Genomic DNA, 14265 nt, shown 5'->3' with positions numbered 1-14265 from the left:
TGGCCATCTGACGGTTTCTGATCGCCTGTTTCCCATCCTTTCTGTGTCGTATTGCGTCTTGCTGAAAGGCTCTGACCGCGTCAGAAAGCCTTGCGCCGCCTTGCTTGAAAAGTGGGGCATGCTGCGGGGAAATGAAATCCGGCCTGCACCGTGATGTCACATGCCGGGAAGCTTATCGATACGGGGAAAATATGATCATCTACGGTCTGAAAAATTGTGATACCTGCCGCAAGGCGCTGCGCAGCCTGCCGGATGCGACGCTGGTGGATGTCCGCGCTGACGGTGTCCCCGACGACGTGATGGCGCGCGCTTTTGCGCAATTCGGGGCGGCGTTGTTGAACACGCGTTCAACCACATGGCGGGGCCTTGATTCACAAGAACGCGACCAAGATCCGCTGGCGCTGATTGCCGCGCATCCTGCGTTGATGAAGCGCCCGTTGATTGATGCGGATGGCACGCTGTATCTTGGCTGGACCAAGGATGTCGCGGCGCAAGTGACCGCATTGTAACAGCGTATACCTAGCGGGTGCGCGCCACGATCAGACGGTCGAGCGACAGCGGACCGCCTCCCTTCACCGCGAGGGTCAGCAAGACAAAGACCCAAAAGGCCCGTTGGTCCAGAATAGCAGCGTCGGGAAAGCGGTCGAACCATGCCCCCAGCACCCCGGTCTGGCCATGGCCAATCACATCGGTAAGCGATTGCAGCACGACAAAGCCGATCATGCCGATCGCCGCGAAGCGGGTGAAAAGCCCGATGATGATCAGCATGGGCAGCGCGAATTCGGCCAGCGTCCCGCCCAGCACGATCAGGTCATGAAATAGGCCCAGCCCATCCGTGTCATATCCGACGGCCTCGAAGGCGCGGGGAAAAATCTGCACATAGGCCCCGGTGCTGGGGGCAAGAATGCCAAGAAACCCGTCACCCAGTTTCGTCAAGCCAGAGTTGAAAAAGTAAAGCGACAGAACGCCCGTGAAAATCAGCCGCGCGAGGGTTGGCAGCAGCCAAGTCTGGCTTTCCACAAAAGTGACAAGGCTGTCGTAGCGTCCGAGTGTTCGTGCCATCCTAGCGCCCCTCATCGGTGCAAAAAGCGCTTTTGCCCAGGGTGACGACGAGAGTGGCAGCCAGATCGAATTCGGGCGTCGTCGTCAGGGTCGCGTCATGGGCGGCCTGAACACTGTCACCTTGTGCCAAGCGGTCAAGCCAATCTGCGGCCCCCGGGGGGAGAAGATGCGGTTCGGGATCAAACTGCGGCCGCGTGATCATCACGTCCTGCGCTACGGGCCGCGGCTTGGGCGCATCGGCGACCGTGTTGAACCGCCAGATGTCATACAGCGGCCAGTGCGAGCGCAGAATGCGCGTGGCCGGTGCGACGGGCAGGCGCTGTGCCATCATTTCATCGGGGGGCAGGGTCTGGAACGCGGCCAGATCAAAGGGGGCTGCGTCGGCGGCATGGTAGGAGCCGCGCAAGGCCAGATCAAAACGGGCGCAATCGGGCAGATACCCAAGCTTTGAAAGCTGCGGCAGGGTTTCCAGAAATGCTGGAAAATCAATGCCGTACTGCATCATCACGGGCGATTTGGGCGGGTGTGCACGGACATAGATCGGGGCCAAGCTGTCAAAGCTTTGGCCGCCCAGAATCTTGCGCACCAGGGGAAACGCGGTTTGCAGGGCTGCAATCAGCGAATGGGTGACATTGTTGCGGTAGACGTCATAGCGTTTGCCCGCAGGCGCGTTTGCTGGCCCCTTCAGCCCGTCGGGGGTGGCGCGCGACGGGTCAAGCAGCCCTTGCCGAAAGGTGGTTTGGTCGCTCACGTCGCAAGCGCCTTGGCGGCGCGCTGTGCTTGTGCACGCAGCGTCGGCCAGTCGGGCACGTGATTGTCCCACTCAACCAGAACAGGCTTGGGGCCTGTTGTGGCCAAAGCGTGCTCTAGCAGGGTCCAGACCGGATCGATCACGTGTTTGCCATGGCTGTCGATCAGCAAGGGGGCACCGGTGTCATCGTGGTCTTCATCGTGGCCGCCGACATGGAACTCTTGCACATGGGCAAGGGGGTAGGCATCCAGATAGGCCTGCGCGGACAGGTCCAGATTGGTGGCCGAGACAAAGACGTTGTTCACATCCAGCAGCAGGCCGCAGCCGGTTCTGTCAACAAGGGCCGCCAGAAATTCAGTCTCGGACATCGTTGAGTCCGCAAAAGCGAGGTAACTGGAGGGGTTTTCGAGCAGCATTTGCCGCCCCAACACGTCCTGAACCTGGGCAATATGGCTGGCGACGCGGGCAAGGGTCGCGTCGGTATAGGGCAAGGGCAACAGATCGTTAAGATATTCGGCCCCGTGGGTCGACCATGCCAGATGTTCGGAAAAACTTGCCGGTTGCGCCCAGTCACACAGCGTTTTCAGGCGGGCAAGGTGATCACGGTCCAGCGGGGTTTCGCCGCCGATGCTCAGGCCGACACCGTGGATGGACAGGGCAAACCGTTCAGACAGTGCGCGCAGTTGCGCATGCGGCCGGCCACCATCGCCCATATAGTTTTCCGCGTGCACCTCGATCCATGCGACAGGGCCGGGATCGGCCTGCAAGGCGCTGAAATGTTGAGGTTTATAGCCAACGCCGGGACGTGCAGGCAGGCCATCAAAGCGGCGTTCATCATCAAGCATGACGCGCCCTTTCAATCAGGATATTACCAGCCAAGCGGGGCGCAGGCGGCGGGGGTGCGGCCTGCGCTGAGGGCTGTTTAGGCGGGCAGGTCGCGGTCAACGGCCTCAAGCGATCCTTTACGCTCGGACCCGTCGGCCATTTCCGGCAGATCCATGGATTCGCATGTGCCCGCGTCAACCAGCGTCCAGGCGTTGCCCTGGTAATCGGTGACGGATGTGCCTGCGCAGGTGGTGCCGGGACCGGCCGCGCAACCGTTTTCACCAGCCAGAGCCACGCCAAAGCATTTCTCTTTCGTGGCGGCGTTGGCGGGGGATGTCTGGGCGGCGAAAGCCGTTGCAACGGCACTGGCGACGGCGAAAGTTTTCAGTGTTATGGACATTTCAGTTCCTCCGGGTTGGGTGTTTCTGGTTTCTATACTTCAGTTAAAACCGAACCGGTGCGACAAATCTACTCACGTCGCAGTGTGTCACAAGAGCGTCAGGAATTTTGCCGGTTTTTTGTAACAATTGGCAGAAAACTACCTGAATGCCGCCAAAAGTCCAAGTCTTGGTGAAACATACTGTCATATCCCGGCGAAGGTGATTTTCCGCCGGGATGTGATTGTTACAGGGGCGATCAGCGCAAATCTGGCGGCGTCGCCTCAATACCAAGCGCGGCTGCGACATCGGCGAGGGACTGAACCGAGGTTTGCTTTTCCCCAAGGCGGCGGACCGACACGGTTTTCTCTTCGACCTCGCGCGCACCGACGGCAAGGATCACGGGCACCTTGCCAACTGAATGTTCGCGCACCTTGTAGTTGATCTTTTCGTTGCGGGTATCGGCCTCGGCGCGGACACCGGCGGCAGTCAGGGTTTCGATGACCTCGCGCACGTAGTCATCCGCCTCGGAGGTGATGGACGCCACGACGACCTGACGCGGGGCCAGCCAGAACGGCAGCTTGCCCGCGTGTTCTTCGATCAGGATGCCGATGAAACGTTCGAAAGATCCCAGGGTCGCGCGGTGCAGCATGACGGGGCGGTGTTTCGCGCCGTCGGACCCGACAAAGGTCGCGTCCAGCCGTTCGGGCAGCACGAAATCCACCTGATGGGTGCCGCATTGCCAGTCGCGGCCAATCGCGTCGGTCAGCACGAATTCCAGTTTGGGGCCGTAGAACGCGCCTTCGCCGGGGTTGATTTCGGGTTCGATCCCCGCCTTGCGTGTGGCGGACAGCAGGGCTGCTTCGGCCTTGTCCCAAACCTCGTCCGACCCGGCGCGGGTGTCGGGGCGGTCCGAGAATTTCACCTTGAAGTTCTCGAAGCCGAGGTCCTTGTAGATCGCCGACAGGAATTCGATGTAGATCAGGGTTTCTTCCTCGATCTGGTCCTCGCGGCAGAAGATGTGGCCGTCGTCCTGGGTAAACCCGCGCACGCGCATGATGCCGTGCAGCGCGCCCGAGGGCTCATAGCGGTTGCACGAGCCGAATTCGGCCATGCGCAGCGGCAGGTCGCGGTAGGATTTCATGCCCTGATTGAAAATCTGCACGTGGCAGGGGCAGTTCATCGGTTTCAGCGCGTTCACGGATTTCTCGCGGGCGTGTTCCTCGTCGACTTCAACGATGAACATGTGGTCCTGATACTTGTCCCAGTGCCCGGATTTTTCCCACAGCTTGCGGTCTACGACTTGGGGTGTGTTCACCTCGACATAGCCGCCTGCGCGCTGCTTGCGACGCATGTAATCCTGAAGCTGGGTGTAGATCAGCCAGCCGTTGGGATGCCAGAACACCTGACCGGGGGCCTCTTCCTGCATGTGGAACAGGTCCATCTCGCGGCCCAGCTTGCGGTGGTCGCGCTTGGCGGCCTCTTCCAGCATATTAAGATGCGCGCGCAGCTTTTCCTTGCCGGTGAAGGCAACGCCGTAGATGCGCTGCAACATGGCGCGGTTGCTGTCGCCGCGCCAATAGGCACCGGCGATGGACATCAGTTTAAAGCTGTCGCCGGGTACCTGTCCGGTGTGTTGCAGGTGCGGGCCACGGCACAGGTCCTGCCAGTCGCCGTGCCAGTACATGCGCAGCGGTTCATCGCCGGGGATGCTTTCGATCAGTTCGACCTTATAGAGTTCGTCGAGATCCTGATAATGCTTGATGGCGCGGGGACGGTCCCAGACTTCGGTGCGGACGGGATCGCGGGCGTTGATGATTTCTTTCATCTTCTTTTCGATCACCCCAAGGTCTTCGGGGGTAAACGGTTCGGCGCGGTCAAAGTCGTAATACCAGCCGTCCTTGATCACCGGACCGATGGTGACCTTGGTGTCGGGCCAGATTTCCTGAACGGCGCGGGCCATGATGTGGGCAAGGTCGTGGCGGACCAGTTCGTTGGCCTGATCTTCGTCGGCCATGGTGTGGATCGCGATGCTGGCATCTGCGTCAATCGGCCAGGCCAGATCGAAATGCGCACCGTTCACGGTGGCGCTGATCGCCTTTTTGCCAAGGGATTTCGAGATGTCATTGGCGACGTCGCCCGCAGTGATGCCTGCGTCGTACTGTCGTGCATTGCCATCGGGAAGGGTAAGGGTGATCTGGGCCATTCGGGCCTCCTCGTCGGTTTGGCGCCTACGAGACGCCCGGTTGCGGGTTATGTGCCTGCGCTAGATGGCCGCGCAGGGCGGGCTTGTCAACAAGTTGCCACGCGTGGGAAACTTCTTTGCGCGCTTGGGCGTTGCGTCAGTAACGCTGACGCAACAGACGATTTTATGGGACGCACAGGATGCAAGATGGACCGGTACGATACGCCTTCGACAAACTCGCGGGCGCACAGGGGGAGGCCGACGATCTGTCCAGCGGCGCGCAAGAGGTCGAAGCGCCCAATGCGCTGCGCCATATCGCCAGTCTGGTCATGTCGAAACTGGCCGATGGGCTGATTGACCCCAAGCTGATGTTGTCATGGCTTTTGACCTCGCTTGGCGCGCCTGCCGTCTTTGCGGGGGCTTTGGTCCCGATCCGGGAAAGCGGGGCGTTGCTGCCGCAAATGCTGATGGCGTCGCGGGTGCAGGCCATGCGGCACCGCAAATGGGCGTGGATCATCGGCAGCGCGGGGCAGGGGCTGTTTGCGGCGCTGATCGTGGTGTCGGCCCTGACCCTTGACGGGGCGGCGGCGGGCTATGCGATCTGTGCGGCGCTTGGCGGGCTGGCGCTGTGCCGCGCGGCCTGTTCGGTGTCGTTCAAGGATATCCTGGGCAAGACCGTCGGCAAATCGCGCCGCGGGGCGATCACCGGAACGGCGGGATCGGTATCTTCGGCCGGCGTTTTGGTGCTGGCGGTCCTGCTGATGTCGGGGCTGTTCGAAAACAGGGGGGTCGTGATTGCCGCCATCGCTTTGGCGGCGGTGCTTTGGGGTGCTGCGGCGCTGCTGTTTTCGACGCTGAAGGAAATGAAAAGCGATCCGTCCAACGCCAGCCGTGCGCGTTTCGGCGTCCTGAAAGACGACGCAAACCTGCGCCGCTTTATCCTGGTGCGCGGGCTGTTGGTCTCGACCGCACTGGCCCCGCCGTATTTCGTGGTGCTGGCGGGGGGGCAAGGCGGCTCTGCGCTTGGCACGCTGGGGGCGCTGGTGCTGGCGTCGGCGCTTGCATCCCTCGTCAGTTCCTATGTCTGGGGCCGCATGTCGGACCAATCCAGCCGCAAGGTGTTGATGCTGACGGGCGTCGTGGGCGCGCTGGCGATGGCGGGGGCCGTGGGGCTGAACGCCCTTGGGCTGGCCACCCGGTTCTGGGCGATGCCGCTGGTGTTGTTCATCCTGATGATCGCCTATCACGGGGTCCGTCAGGGGCGATCGACCTATCTGGTGGACATGTCCCCCGAAGGCCAGCGGTCGGCCTATGCCGCGGTGTCCAACACGGTGATCGGTGTGCTGTTGCTGGTCGCGGGGGTTGTCGGCGGGGGGGCTGCGCTGATCGGGCCGAACGCGACGCTGATTTTATTTGCGCTGATGGCGGTGGGGGCTGCGATCGCCGCCCTTGGCCTGCGTGAGGTCGAAGGGGGAGATTGAACGTTGCGCCATCCCCTTCTATGTAAGGGGGTGTAATATCTCGAAAGGTTTTGGATATGGCCAAGCACAACCGCAATTTCGAACTGACGATCGAAGACATCGACCTGATCGAAGCCGCCCTGCACGTTACCAAGCGCGATTTATCCATGGACCTTCTGGAGGGCACGCAAGCGATGTTGCCCGCCGACGCTGCCGAGGATTCCCTGCGCAAGATCGACGATTTGCTGGGACGGCTGCACAATCAAAAGATATTTTACCGCCCCTCGAAGGGCACGTATCTGGGCGGATGACTGCCTTGCCATCGTTTCTTGAAACGCCTGGGGGGCGCAGGCTGGCCTATCACCGTCTTGAGGGCGATGGGCCGTGCATCGTATTCCTAGGCGGGCTGAAATCCGACATGCAAGGTACCAAGGCCGTGCATCTTGAGGCATGGGCTCGCAGTCAGGGGCGCGCGTTCTTGCGGTTTGATTATTCTGGTCACGGTGAATCGTCAGGGGCTTTCACCGATGGCTGCATCGGCGATTGGGCGCAGGATACCTTGGCGGCGGTCACCGCGCTGACGGATGGTCCGATCGTGCCGGTGGGGTCGTCCATGGGGGGCTGGCAGGCGCTGTTGCTGGCGCGCGGCTTGCCGGAACGGATCGCGGGGCTGGTGACGATCGCCGCGGCACCGGATTTCACCGAAGACGGATATTGGGCCAGCTTTACCGACGCGCAAAAGCAGCAGTTGGACACCGAAGGGCAGGTCGAACTACCCTCGGATTATATGGAGCCTTACGTGATCACCCGGCGCATGATCGAAGACGGGCGCGACCAGTTGGTCCTGCGCAGCGCTTTGAATTTGCCGTTCCCGACGCGGTTTCTGCTAGGCACGGCTGATACTGCTGTCAGCGTCGCCACTGCGGTCAGGTTGCTGGAACACGCGCAAGGGCCGGATATGGAACTGAAACTGGTCAAGGACGCGGATCACCGCTTTTCCGACGACAAGTGTCTGAAACTGATGGTCGAGGCGCTGACCGAGGTTTTGACCAAAGCGGCCTGACCCCCAAGGGTGGCGAACAAGGATACCCCGATGCGCAAACCCGCCAGCATGTGGAGCCTTGAGACATTTGGCCGGGTGCGTCTGTCCAGGCATTTCTTCATGCGGGATTTCCTGTACTCTGAGATATCCGGCTTTCACGGCATTCCGAATGTCCCTGACAACCCCGATCTGGCCATCGCAAACGGGCGCGCGTTCTGCAGCGCCCTGCTGGACCCGCTCGAGGAAACTTTCGGGCGGATCGCGGTGCGGTCGGGGTACCGGTCGCGGGTGTTGAATGACTATGGCAATGAAAACAAACTGAATTGCGCGGCCAGCGACAACCCGATCGAATGTCATATCTGGGACCGGCACAGTGGCCCGCGCGCCATTGCGGGGGCTTCTATCGTGATCCCCTGGTTTGCCGATCACTACGATCAGGGCCGCGACTGGCGCGATCTGGCGTGGTGGGTGCATGACCATCTGCCCTATTCCGAGATGTGGTTTTTCCCCAAGCTGGCGGCTTTCAATCTGGTCTGGCGGCCCGTCCCCTTGCGCACGATCTCGAGCTACATAGCGCCCAAGGGCATGCTTTTGCGTGCAGGAGACGCTCCGGCCGAACCCCTGGCACAGCGCCAGTCGCGCTATGCCGATTTTCCGCCCTTGCGGGGCATCGTCTATCCATGATGATGTGCGCGGAAAGCGGTTTGCAGCGATGGGTACCAAAATGACGGGGCAGATGGCGGATATCAGAGGATTTCATGGCTGAGCCTCTTGTTCTGCTTCCTGCCATGATGTGCGATGCGCGGGTTTTCTGGCCGCAGATTGCGGAGTTATCGGCCACCACGGCTGTCACCATCGCACCTGTCACTCAAGGTGAACGGGTCGAAGAAATCGCCTCGGGGCTGTTGGATCAATTGCCCAAACGGTTTGCCTTGGCGGGGTTGGGCATGGGCGGTGCCGTCGCACTTGAACTTTTGCGCCGCGCCCCGGATCGCATCAGCCGCATCGCGTTGATCGACACCAGCCCCCTGGCCGAAACGCCCCAAGCTGCCGCCGCGCGCGAGATGCTGATCGTCAAGGCCAAGGCGGGGCGGATGTCCGACGTGATGCAACAGGAAGTGCTGCCGCATCATCTGGCACCCGGTCCGGACAAGGCCGCGATCATGGACCTTGTGATGGATATGGCCGAAACTCTTGGCCCGGAGATTTACGTGCGTCAGGCCCGCGCCATGCAGCGCGGCAAGGACCAGCAGGCGGTTTTGCGCAAATGCAAGGTGCCGGCGCTGGTGATGTGTGGCGAATTCGACAAGATCAATTCGGTCAAACGGCACAGCTTTATGGCAGAGTTGATCCCCCGCGCGCACCTGACGGTGATCAGCGGGTCAGGGCACCTGCCCACGCTGGAGAAGCCTCGGCAAACCACGGCAGCTTTGCGGGACTGGATGGCGATGACCTAAGGTGTGTGATGACCCGGGCGAAGGTTAGCCAAGCGATGCCTTGATCCGGGCGCGCACGTCCTTATCGACGATCTGCACCGCGCGTACGGGCGCTAGCGTTTCTGCATCGAAGAACGGGTTTTTCCGCCAACGTCCGGTGATGCGGGCGGCTGCAATTCGTGACAGTGCCGCCCAGACGGAACGCCCCATGCCCTTGTGCTTGGGGGTACCTGCGGGATTGGGGACAAAAGCGGATGCGCGCACGGGACCAATGGCGGCCTGATCTTCCAGCGCGCTGGACTTAATGCTGACAAAGGCAATCTTGGGCGTGCGGAGCGTGTTGAAAAGGGGGCTACCGCAACAGCTTGCCTGCCAGCGCAGCAGGTTTTTCGGGCCAAAGGAAAACACAGAAAGGTTTTCGAACCCGGAGGCAAAGTGCAGGCGGTCCGGCGTGGTCTGAAAGTATCTTACCGGTTCCGGTGACGGATCGGGCAGGCCGGCAAAGACGTCGCCCGCGCGGCAATCGGCACAAAAGCAGGCAATATGGGTCCCCGTGCTGGGGGACGCGCCGCGGATGTGGCCTTTTATGGTGCCACAAGGGCAGCTAAAGGCGACATCGCGCGGCGCTTTGAACATCAGGCAGCGGCGTTTTTATTGGCCGATTTCTCGGCCTTGGCCGGAGCCTTGGCGGGGACGCGCTGGTTTGCGTCGATGAATTCAAGCACGAGGGGGCGGATATTGTTGCGCCAGCTGGAACCCGCGAAGATACCGTAGTGACCGGCACCGTCTTCAAGATGGCTTGCCTTCTTGCTGTCGGGCAGGCCGGTGCACAGCGCAAGTGCCGCAATACATTGGCCGGGAGCCGAGATATCGTCCTTGGTTCCTTCGACGGTTTTCACCGCGACCGTCGTGATTTTGCCGATATCGACCGGCTTGCCCGCGACGCTGAAGGTATTCGTGCCGACTTCATTGTCCTTGAAGATCCGCTGGACCGTGGACAGGTAGAATTCGGCAGGCATGTCCATCACGCAAAGATATTCGTCATAGAATTTGTTGTGCTTGTCATGTTCGCTGGCTTCGCCCTTGGCGACGCGCAGGATCTGATCGCTGAACGCCTTGGAATGGGTTTCGATGTTCATCGAGATGAAGGAATTCAACTGCAACAAACCCGGATAGACCTTGCGGCCCACGCCCTTGTGCTTGAACCCGACGCGCTGGATCATCATTTCCTTCAAGTGGCCCATGTTCACGCGGTTGCCGAAATCGGTGACTTCGGTTGCGTTTGCATCGGGGTCGATCGGCCCGCCGATCAGGGTCAGCGAACTAGGCTGCGCATCGGGGTCTTCCTCGGCCAGATAGGCGGTGGCGGCGAGGGTCAGCGGCGCGGGCTGGCAGACGGCGATCACGTGCACGTCGGGGCCAAGGTGGCGCATGTAATCCACAAGATGCAGCGTGTAATCTTCGACGTCGAACTTGCCGGCGCTGACGGGGATGTCGCGGGCGTTGTGCCAGTCGGTGATATAAAGGTCAGAATCGGGGATGAGGCTGATCACGGTCGACCGCAGCAATGTGGCGTAGTGGCCGGACATCGGGGCAACCAGCAGGATCTTGCGCTTGGGCGTTTCGCGGCCCTGCACGACGAAATGCAGCAGATCGCCAAAGGCACCTTTGATCTCTTTTTCGATCAGCACGGGGTGGTCCGACCCGTCGGAACCGACCACGGGCGGGATGCCCCAGTCGGGCTTGACCGTCATGCGCGCAAAGCTGCGTTCGGCCACTTCGCCCCAGGCTGCCATCCAGTTCAGCGCCGGATTGGGGATCGCGGCGAAGGCCGGATAGGATGCCATCGCTTTGGTCGTAGCCCCGAGCCACTGATTGGTTGTCCGCATTGTTTCCATTAAGTCGTAAGATACCATATACTTCATGAGGGGTCTCCTTTGGGTTGGCCCTGCATTTGGGCACTCTGCCGATCCCCCTCCCGGATAAGGTTCGGCGCAATGCTGCAAGTGCAAACATAGGGAGGATTTATGAATATGCCAACAAAAACGGATGATATTAACACACCTGACGATGCGGCACTGGCCCGGATGACAGAAAATATGGCCAAAGTTGAAGCGCTTGGGGCCCGACTGACCCAAATCATGGTCGGCCGCGAGGGGCATCAATCCAGCCTCGATGCCCCGAATCAGGAGCTGTTTTCGAAGGCCGCACAGGCCTATTGGGCCGAGGCCGTTCATAATCCTGCCAAGCTGATCGAAAACCAGGTTTCCTTCTGGAGCAAATCCGTCACACATTTCGTCGAAGCACAGCAGGCTTTGGCCAAGGGCAAATTGCAGGCCCCCGAAGACAAGACCGCCAAGGACCGTCGTTTTGCAAACCCCCTGTGGGAAACCCACCCTTATTTCAATTTCGTCAAACGACAGTACATGATCAATTCCGAGGCGCTCAGCGAGGCGGTGAACAGCGTTTCAGACCTGGAGCCGCGCGAAAAGCAGCGTCTGGGATATTTCAGCCGCCAGATCATCGACATGATGAGCCCGACTAATTTTCTGGCCACGAACCCTGACGCGCTGGAACGCGCTGTGGCCACCGAAGGGGAAAGCCTGATCAAGGGGCTGGAAAACCTGATTTCGGATCTCGAGGCCAATAACGGTGAGATGATCGTCAGGCTTGCGGATGAAAAGGCGTTCGAGCTGGGCAGAAACATCGCGACGGCCCCCGGAAAGGTGGTGTTTCGCAACCGCATGTTCGAACTGATCCAGTACAGCCCCAGCACCGAAAAGGTCCACGCGACTCCTGTGGTGATCTTTCCGCCGTGGATCAACAAATTCTACATACTTGACCTGAAGGAACAGAACAGTCTTGTGAAATGGATCGTCGATCAGGGGCACACCTTGTTCATAGTGTCCTGGGTCAACCCCGACAGCAGCTATCGTGACGTCGGCATGGGCGACTATATCGAAGACGGATTTCTGACCGCGATCGAAGAGGTCAAGAAGATCACCGACCAGCCCCAGGTCAACGCTGTGGGCTATTGCATCGCGGGCACAACCCTGTCGCTGACCCTGTCGCTGTTGAAGCAGCGCGGGGATACATCTGTCAAATCCGCGACACTGTTCACCGCGCTGACCGATTTTTCGGATCAGGGCGAATTCCAGCCCTTCCTGACCGATGACTTCATTGACGGGATCGAGGCGGAAACCAAGGACAAGGGCATCTTGCCGTCGATCATCATGGCACGGACGTTTTCGTTTCTGCGCTCGAACGATCTGGTCTACGGGCCCGCGATCAAAAGCTACATGCTGGGCGACACGCCGCCCGCCTTCGATTTGCTTTACTGGAATGGTGACGGGGCGAACTTGCCTGAGCGCATGGCGATGGAATATCTGCGCGGGCTGTGCCAGCAAAACAAACTGGCGGAGGGCGGGTTCGATCTGTTGGGGCACCATCTTGAACTGGGCGACATCGATGTGCCGATCTGTGCTGTCGGCTGCGAAACCGATCATATAGCACCCTGGAAGGACAGCTACCGTGGCGTGCAGATGATGGGGAGCAAGGACAAGACCTTTATCATGACGCAGTCGGGCCATATCGCAGGCATCGTCAACCCGCCGAGCAAAGGCAAATACGGCCACTATACCAACCCGGACATGTCCCTGGCGCACGAGGACTGGCTTGAGGGGGCAGAGTTTCATCAAGGGTCCTGGTGGCCCCGATGGGGAAAATGGCTCGCGAATCATGCCGGAGCGCAGGTTGATGCACGGATACCGGGTGCAAATGGCCGCGAAATTCTCTGTGATGCGCCCGGTACCTATGTGACACGAAAGGCAAACGGTTGATCTGATTGTGCTTTCTTTGTGGGTGATAGAGAGATGCTGCAGTGCAGAAAAATCCTTGCAATGCCGCACTGCAGCATCTATATAGTGTTCATACCGATCACAGCGGGTCGACCGCTCAACACTGTAAAAGGAATATTACTATGACAAAGACTCCTGATATCGCCGCAATGATGAAAGACGTCATGGGCGCATTCCCAGTTGACACAACGGCAATGAACGATGCGTTCAAGACAACTGCTTCGCTGAACGAAAAGCTGTCCGGCGTTGCGTTGACAGCTGCCGAGAAATCCGCCGAGGTTTCCACGAAGTGGCAGAAAGATACGCTTGCCAAGCTGACAGAAATGACAAAAGCCAAGACCGAGCCAGCTGACTACGCGAAAGCGATGACAGATTTCGCTTCGTCCTCTGCTGAAGTCGCAGCCGAGCACATGGCAGCCTTCGCCGAGATCGCGAAAAAGGTCCAGATGGACACGGTCGAGCTGATGATGGCTGCCGGAAAAGACATGTCCGAAGAAGCGACAGCTGCCGTTAAGAAGGCAACAGCCGACGCGACAGCGGCAACAAAGAAAGCCGCAGCGAAGTAATTCGCCACCGGTTCCAAGATTTTCATGAGTGGGGGCGGGCTTGCAAAAGCCTGCCCTTTCCTTGTGTTCTCTTTCTTTTTCAATTTAGCTGCCGTAAGCTGCAATGCAGCACGCAACTTGGGAAGGATCCACCGTGGCCGACACAAACAAGCCTCTGCTTATCAAGCGATACGCAAGCCGGCGTCTTTATAATACAGAGACGAGCGATTACGTCACGCTTGAGGACATATCGGGGTTCATTCGTGATGGCCGCGAAGTCCAGATCGTCGACCTGAAATCCGGCGATGATCTGACCCGCCAGTATTTGTTGCAGATCATCGCCGAGCATGAAAGCCGCGGTGAATCCGTCTTGCCGGTGGACGTGCTGAACGATCTGGTCCGCAGCTATATGTCACCGGGCACCAGTGTCGTGCCGCAGTTCTTGCAGGCGTCATTCGACATGCTGCGCGACGGCCAGTCCCGCGTGCTTGAGAATATCAATACGATCAACCCGATGTCGAAGATGCCGGGATTTGAAGTGATGCAGGCGCAGCAAGAAGCCTTCATGAAAGCGATGACCGGAAAAATTCCGACAGCCTGGCCGGGAATTCCCACGCCGGAGAAGAGCAAGCCGGCCAAGGCCGAGCAGGGCGAAAGCCTGGAGGCGATCAAACAGCAGTTGGCTGATCTTCAGGACAAGCTTTCAAAGTTGAAATGATCCGCTG

General features: G+C 59.7%; 16 protein-coding genes. 9 read left to right on the top strand and 7 right to left on the bottom strand.

All coding sequences use genetic code 11. From position 1 onward, the window contains the following. Window positions 1-191: 191 nt before the first annotated feature. Window positions 192-509: an arsenate reductase family protein gene (locus tag RGAI101_RS06850; protein ID WP_008225854.1), complete on the top strand. Its 318-nt coding sequence runs from the start codon at window positions 192-194 to the stop codon at window positions 507-509. A 10-nt stretch (window positions 510-519) separates the two neighbouring features. Here RGAI101_RS06850 and RGAI101_RS06845 read toward each other — a convergent pair whose 3' ends face one another. The 5 genes from RGAI101_RS06845 to thrS all read right to left on the bottom strand — a co-directional run bounded on the left by RGAI101_RS06845 (window position 520) and on the right by thrS (window position 5221). Continuing rightward, on the bottom strand, window positions 520-1062 hold the full coding sequence (locus RGAI101_RS06845; protein WP_008228289.1) for a DoxX family protein: 543 nt from the start codon (window positions 1060-1062) through the stop codon (window positions 520-522). 1 nt (window position 1063) lies between these two features. Continuing rightward, window positions 1064-1813 (bottom strand): HvfC/BufC N-terminal domain-containing protein, encoded by a 750-nt coding sequence (locus RGAI101_RS06840; protein WP_008228685.1) that lies wholly within the window; start codon window positions 1811-1813, stop codon window positions 1064-1066. Beyond that, window positions 1810-2658: an MNIO family bufferin maturase gene (bufB, locus tag RGAI101_RS06835; protein WP_008225907.1), complete on the bottom strand. Its 849-nt coding sequence runs from the start codon at window positions 2656-2658 to the stop codon at window positions 1810-1812. The genes RGAI101_RS06840 and bufB overlap by 4 nt, the downstream gene beginning before the upstream one ends. 77 nt (window positions 2659-2735) lie before the next feature. Then, window positions 2736-3038, bottom strand: a complete 303-nt coding sequence (locus RGAI101_RS06830; RefSeq protein WP_008228475.1) for a BufA1 family periplasmic bufferin-type metallophore — start codon at window positions 3036-3038, stop codon at window positions 2736-2738. 236 nt (window positions 3039-3274) lie between these two features. After that, complete coding sequence (gene thrS, locus RGAI101_RS06825; RefSeq protein WP_008227136.1) at window positions 3275-5221, bottom strand: threonine--tRNA ligase; 1947 nt, start codon at window positions 5219-5221, stop codon at window positions 3275-3277. 179 nt (window positions 5222-5400) lie between these two features. Between thrS and RGAI101_RS06820 the strand changes: the two genes are divergently transcribed. The 5 genes from RGAI101_RS06820 (at window position 5401) to RGAI101_RS06800 (ending at window position 9159) form a co-directional block, all read left to right on the top strand. After that, a complete protein-coding gene (locus RGAI101_RS06820; RefSeq protein ID WP_008225042.1) occupies window positions 5401-6681 on the top strand; it encodes an MFS transporter in 1281 nt (426 codons plus the stop codon). A gap of 56 nt (window positions 6682-6737) precedes the next feature. Next, entirely contained in the window at window positions 6738-6971 is a 234-nt protein-coding gene (locus RGAI101_RS06815) for a hypothetical protein (RefSeq protein WP_008225681.1), read from the top strand. Then, window positions 6968-7723 carry an alpha/beta fold hydrolase gene (locus RGAI101_RS06810; protein WP_008226350.1) on the top strand — a complete coding sequence of 252 codons (756 nt, stop codon included), beginning with the start codon at window positions 6968-6970 and terminating at the stop codon, window positions 7721-7723. The genes RGAI101_RS06815 and RGAI101_RS06810 overlap by 4 nt, the downstream gene beginning before the upstream one ends. 48 nt (window positions 7724-7771) lie before the next feature. Further along, complete coding sequence (locus RGAI101_RS06805) at window positions 7772-8386, top strand: hypothetical protein (protein ID WP_037229203.1); 615 nt, start codon at window positions 7772-7774, stop codon at window positions 8384-8386. Between the two features lie 74 nt (window positions 8387-8460). Then, window positions 8461-9159: an alpha/beta fold hydrolase gene (locus RGAI101_RS06800; RefSeq protein WP_037227598.1), complete on the top strand. Its 699-nt coding sequence runs from the start codon at window positions 8461-8463 to the stop codon at window positions 9157-9159. 24 nt (window positions 9160-9183) lie between these two features. Here the strand turns inward: RGAI101_RS06800 and RGAI101_RS06795 are convergent, their stop codons facing one another. Together RGAI101_RS06795 and phaZ are read right to left on the bottom strand one after the other, a co-directional pair. After that, the gene (locus RGAI101_RS06795; protein ID WP_008225949.1) at window positions 9184-9774 is read right to left on the bottom strand and encodes a DUF6151 family protein; all 591 of its coding nucleotides are present in this window, start codon (window positions 9772-9774) and stop codon (window positions 9184-9186) included. Next, window positions 9774-11063, bottom strand: coding sequence for a polyhydroxyalkanoate depolymerase (phaZ, locus tag RGAI101_RS06790; RefSeq protein WP_037227595.1), 1290 nt, complete (start codon window positions 11061-11063; stop codon window positions 9774-9776). The genes RGAI101_RS06795 and phaZ overlap by 1 nt, the downstream gene beginning before the upstream one ends. Window positions 11064-11165: 102 nt before the next feature. Here phaZ and RGAI101_RS06785 point away from each other — a divergent pair, with 102 nt between their 5' ends. From RGAI101_RS06785 to phaR, 3 genes are all read left to right on the top strand, one after another. Continuing rightward, window positions 11166-12977: a PHA/PHB synthase family protein gene (locus tag RGAI101_RS06785; RefSeq protein WP_008227773.1), complete on the top strand. Its 1812-nt coding sequence runs from the start codon at window positions 11166-11168 to the stop codon at window positions 12975-12977. A 140-nt stretch (window positions 12978-13117) separates the two neighbouring features. Next, complete coding sequence (locus tag RGAI101_RS06780) at window positions 13118-13561, top strand: phasin family protein (protein ID WP_008226649.1); 444 nt, start codon at window positions 13118-13120, stop codon at window positions 13559-13561. A 133-nt stretch (window positions 13562-13694) separates the two neighbouring features. Continuing rightward, complete coding sequence (phaR, locus tag RGAI101_RS06775) at window positions 13695-14258, top strand: polyhydroxyalkanoate synthesis repressor PhaR (RefSeq protein ID WP_037227591.1); 564 nt, start codon at window positions 13695-13697, stop codon at window positions 14256-14258. Window positions 14259-14265: the final 7 nt, after the last annotated feature.

Source organism: Roseobacter sp. GAI101, from assembly GCF_000156335.1.
Classification (GTDB): domain Bacteria; phylum Pseudomonadota; class Alphaproteobacteria; order Rhodobacterales; family Rhodobacteraceae; genus Sulfitobacter.
This window is presented reverse-complemented; position numbering and strand designations above follow the sequence as displayed.

Coding starts and splice junctions, on each gene's coding strand:
- RGAI101_RS06785 (WP_008227773.1), top strand. CDS start 11,166: ATGAATATGCCAACAAAAACGGATGATATTAACACACCTGACGATGCG.
- RGAI101_RS06795 (WP_008225949.1), bottom strand. CDS start 9,774: ATGTTCAAAGCGCCGCGCGATGTCGCCTTTAGCTGCCCTTGTGGCACC.
- RGAI101_RS06805 (WP_037229203.1), top strand. CDS start 7,772: ATGTGGAGCCTTGAGACATTTGGCCGGGTGCGTCTGTCCAGGCATTTC.
- RGAI101_RS06820 (WP_008225042.1), top strand. CDS start 5,401: ATGCAAGATGGACCGGTACGATACGCCTTCGACAAACTCGCGGGCGCA.
- thrS (WP_008227136.1), bottom strand. CDS start 5,221: ATGGCCCAGATCACCCTTACCCTTCCCGATGGCAATGCACGACAGTAC.
- RGAI101_RS06800 (WP_037227598.1), top strand. CDS start 8,461: ATGGCTGAGCCTCTTGTTCTGCTTCCTGCCATGATGTGCGATGCGCGG.
- RGAI101_RS06850 (WP_008225854.1), top strand. CDS start 192: ATGATCATCTACGGTCTGAAAAATTGTGATACCTGCCGCAAGGCGCTG.
- RGAI101_RS06815 (WP_008225681.1), top strand. CDS start 6,738: ATGGCCAAGCACAACCGCAATTTCGAACTGACGATCGAAGACATCGAC.
- bufB (WP_008225907.1), bottom strand. CDS start 2,658: ATGCTTGATGATGAACGCCGCTTTGATGGCCTGCCTGCACGTCCCGGC.
- RGAI101_RS06845 (WP_008228289.1), bottom strand. CDS start 1,062: ATGGCACGAACACTCGGACGCTACGACAGCCTTGTCACTTTTGTGGAA.
- phaZ (WP_037227595.1), bottom strand. CDS start 11,063: ATGAAGTATATGGTATCTTACGACTTAATGGAAACAATGCGGACAACC.
- RGAI101_RS06810 (WP_008226350.1), top strand. CDS start 6,968: ATGACTGCCTTGCCATCGTTTCTTGAAACGCCTGGGGGGCGCAGGCTG.
- RGAI101_RS06830 (WP_008228475.1), bottom strand. CDS start 3,038: ATGTCCATAACACTGAAAACTTTCGCCGTCGCCAGTGCCGTTGCAACG.
- RGAI101_RS06780 (WP_008226649.1), top strand. CDS start 13,118: ATGACAAAGACTCCTGATATCGCCGCAATGATGAAAGACGTCATGGGC.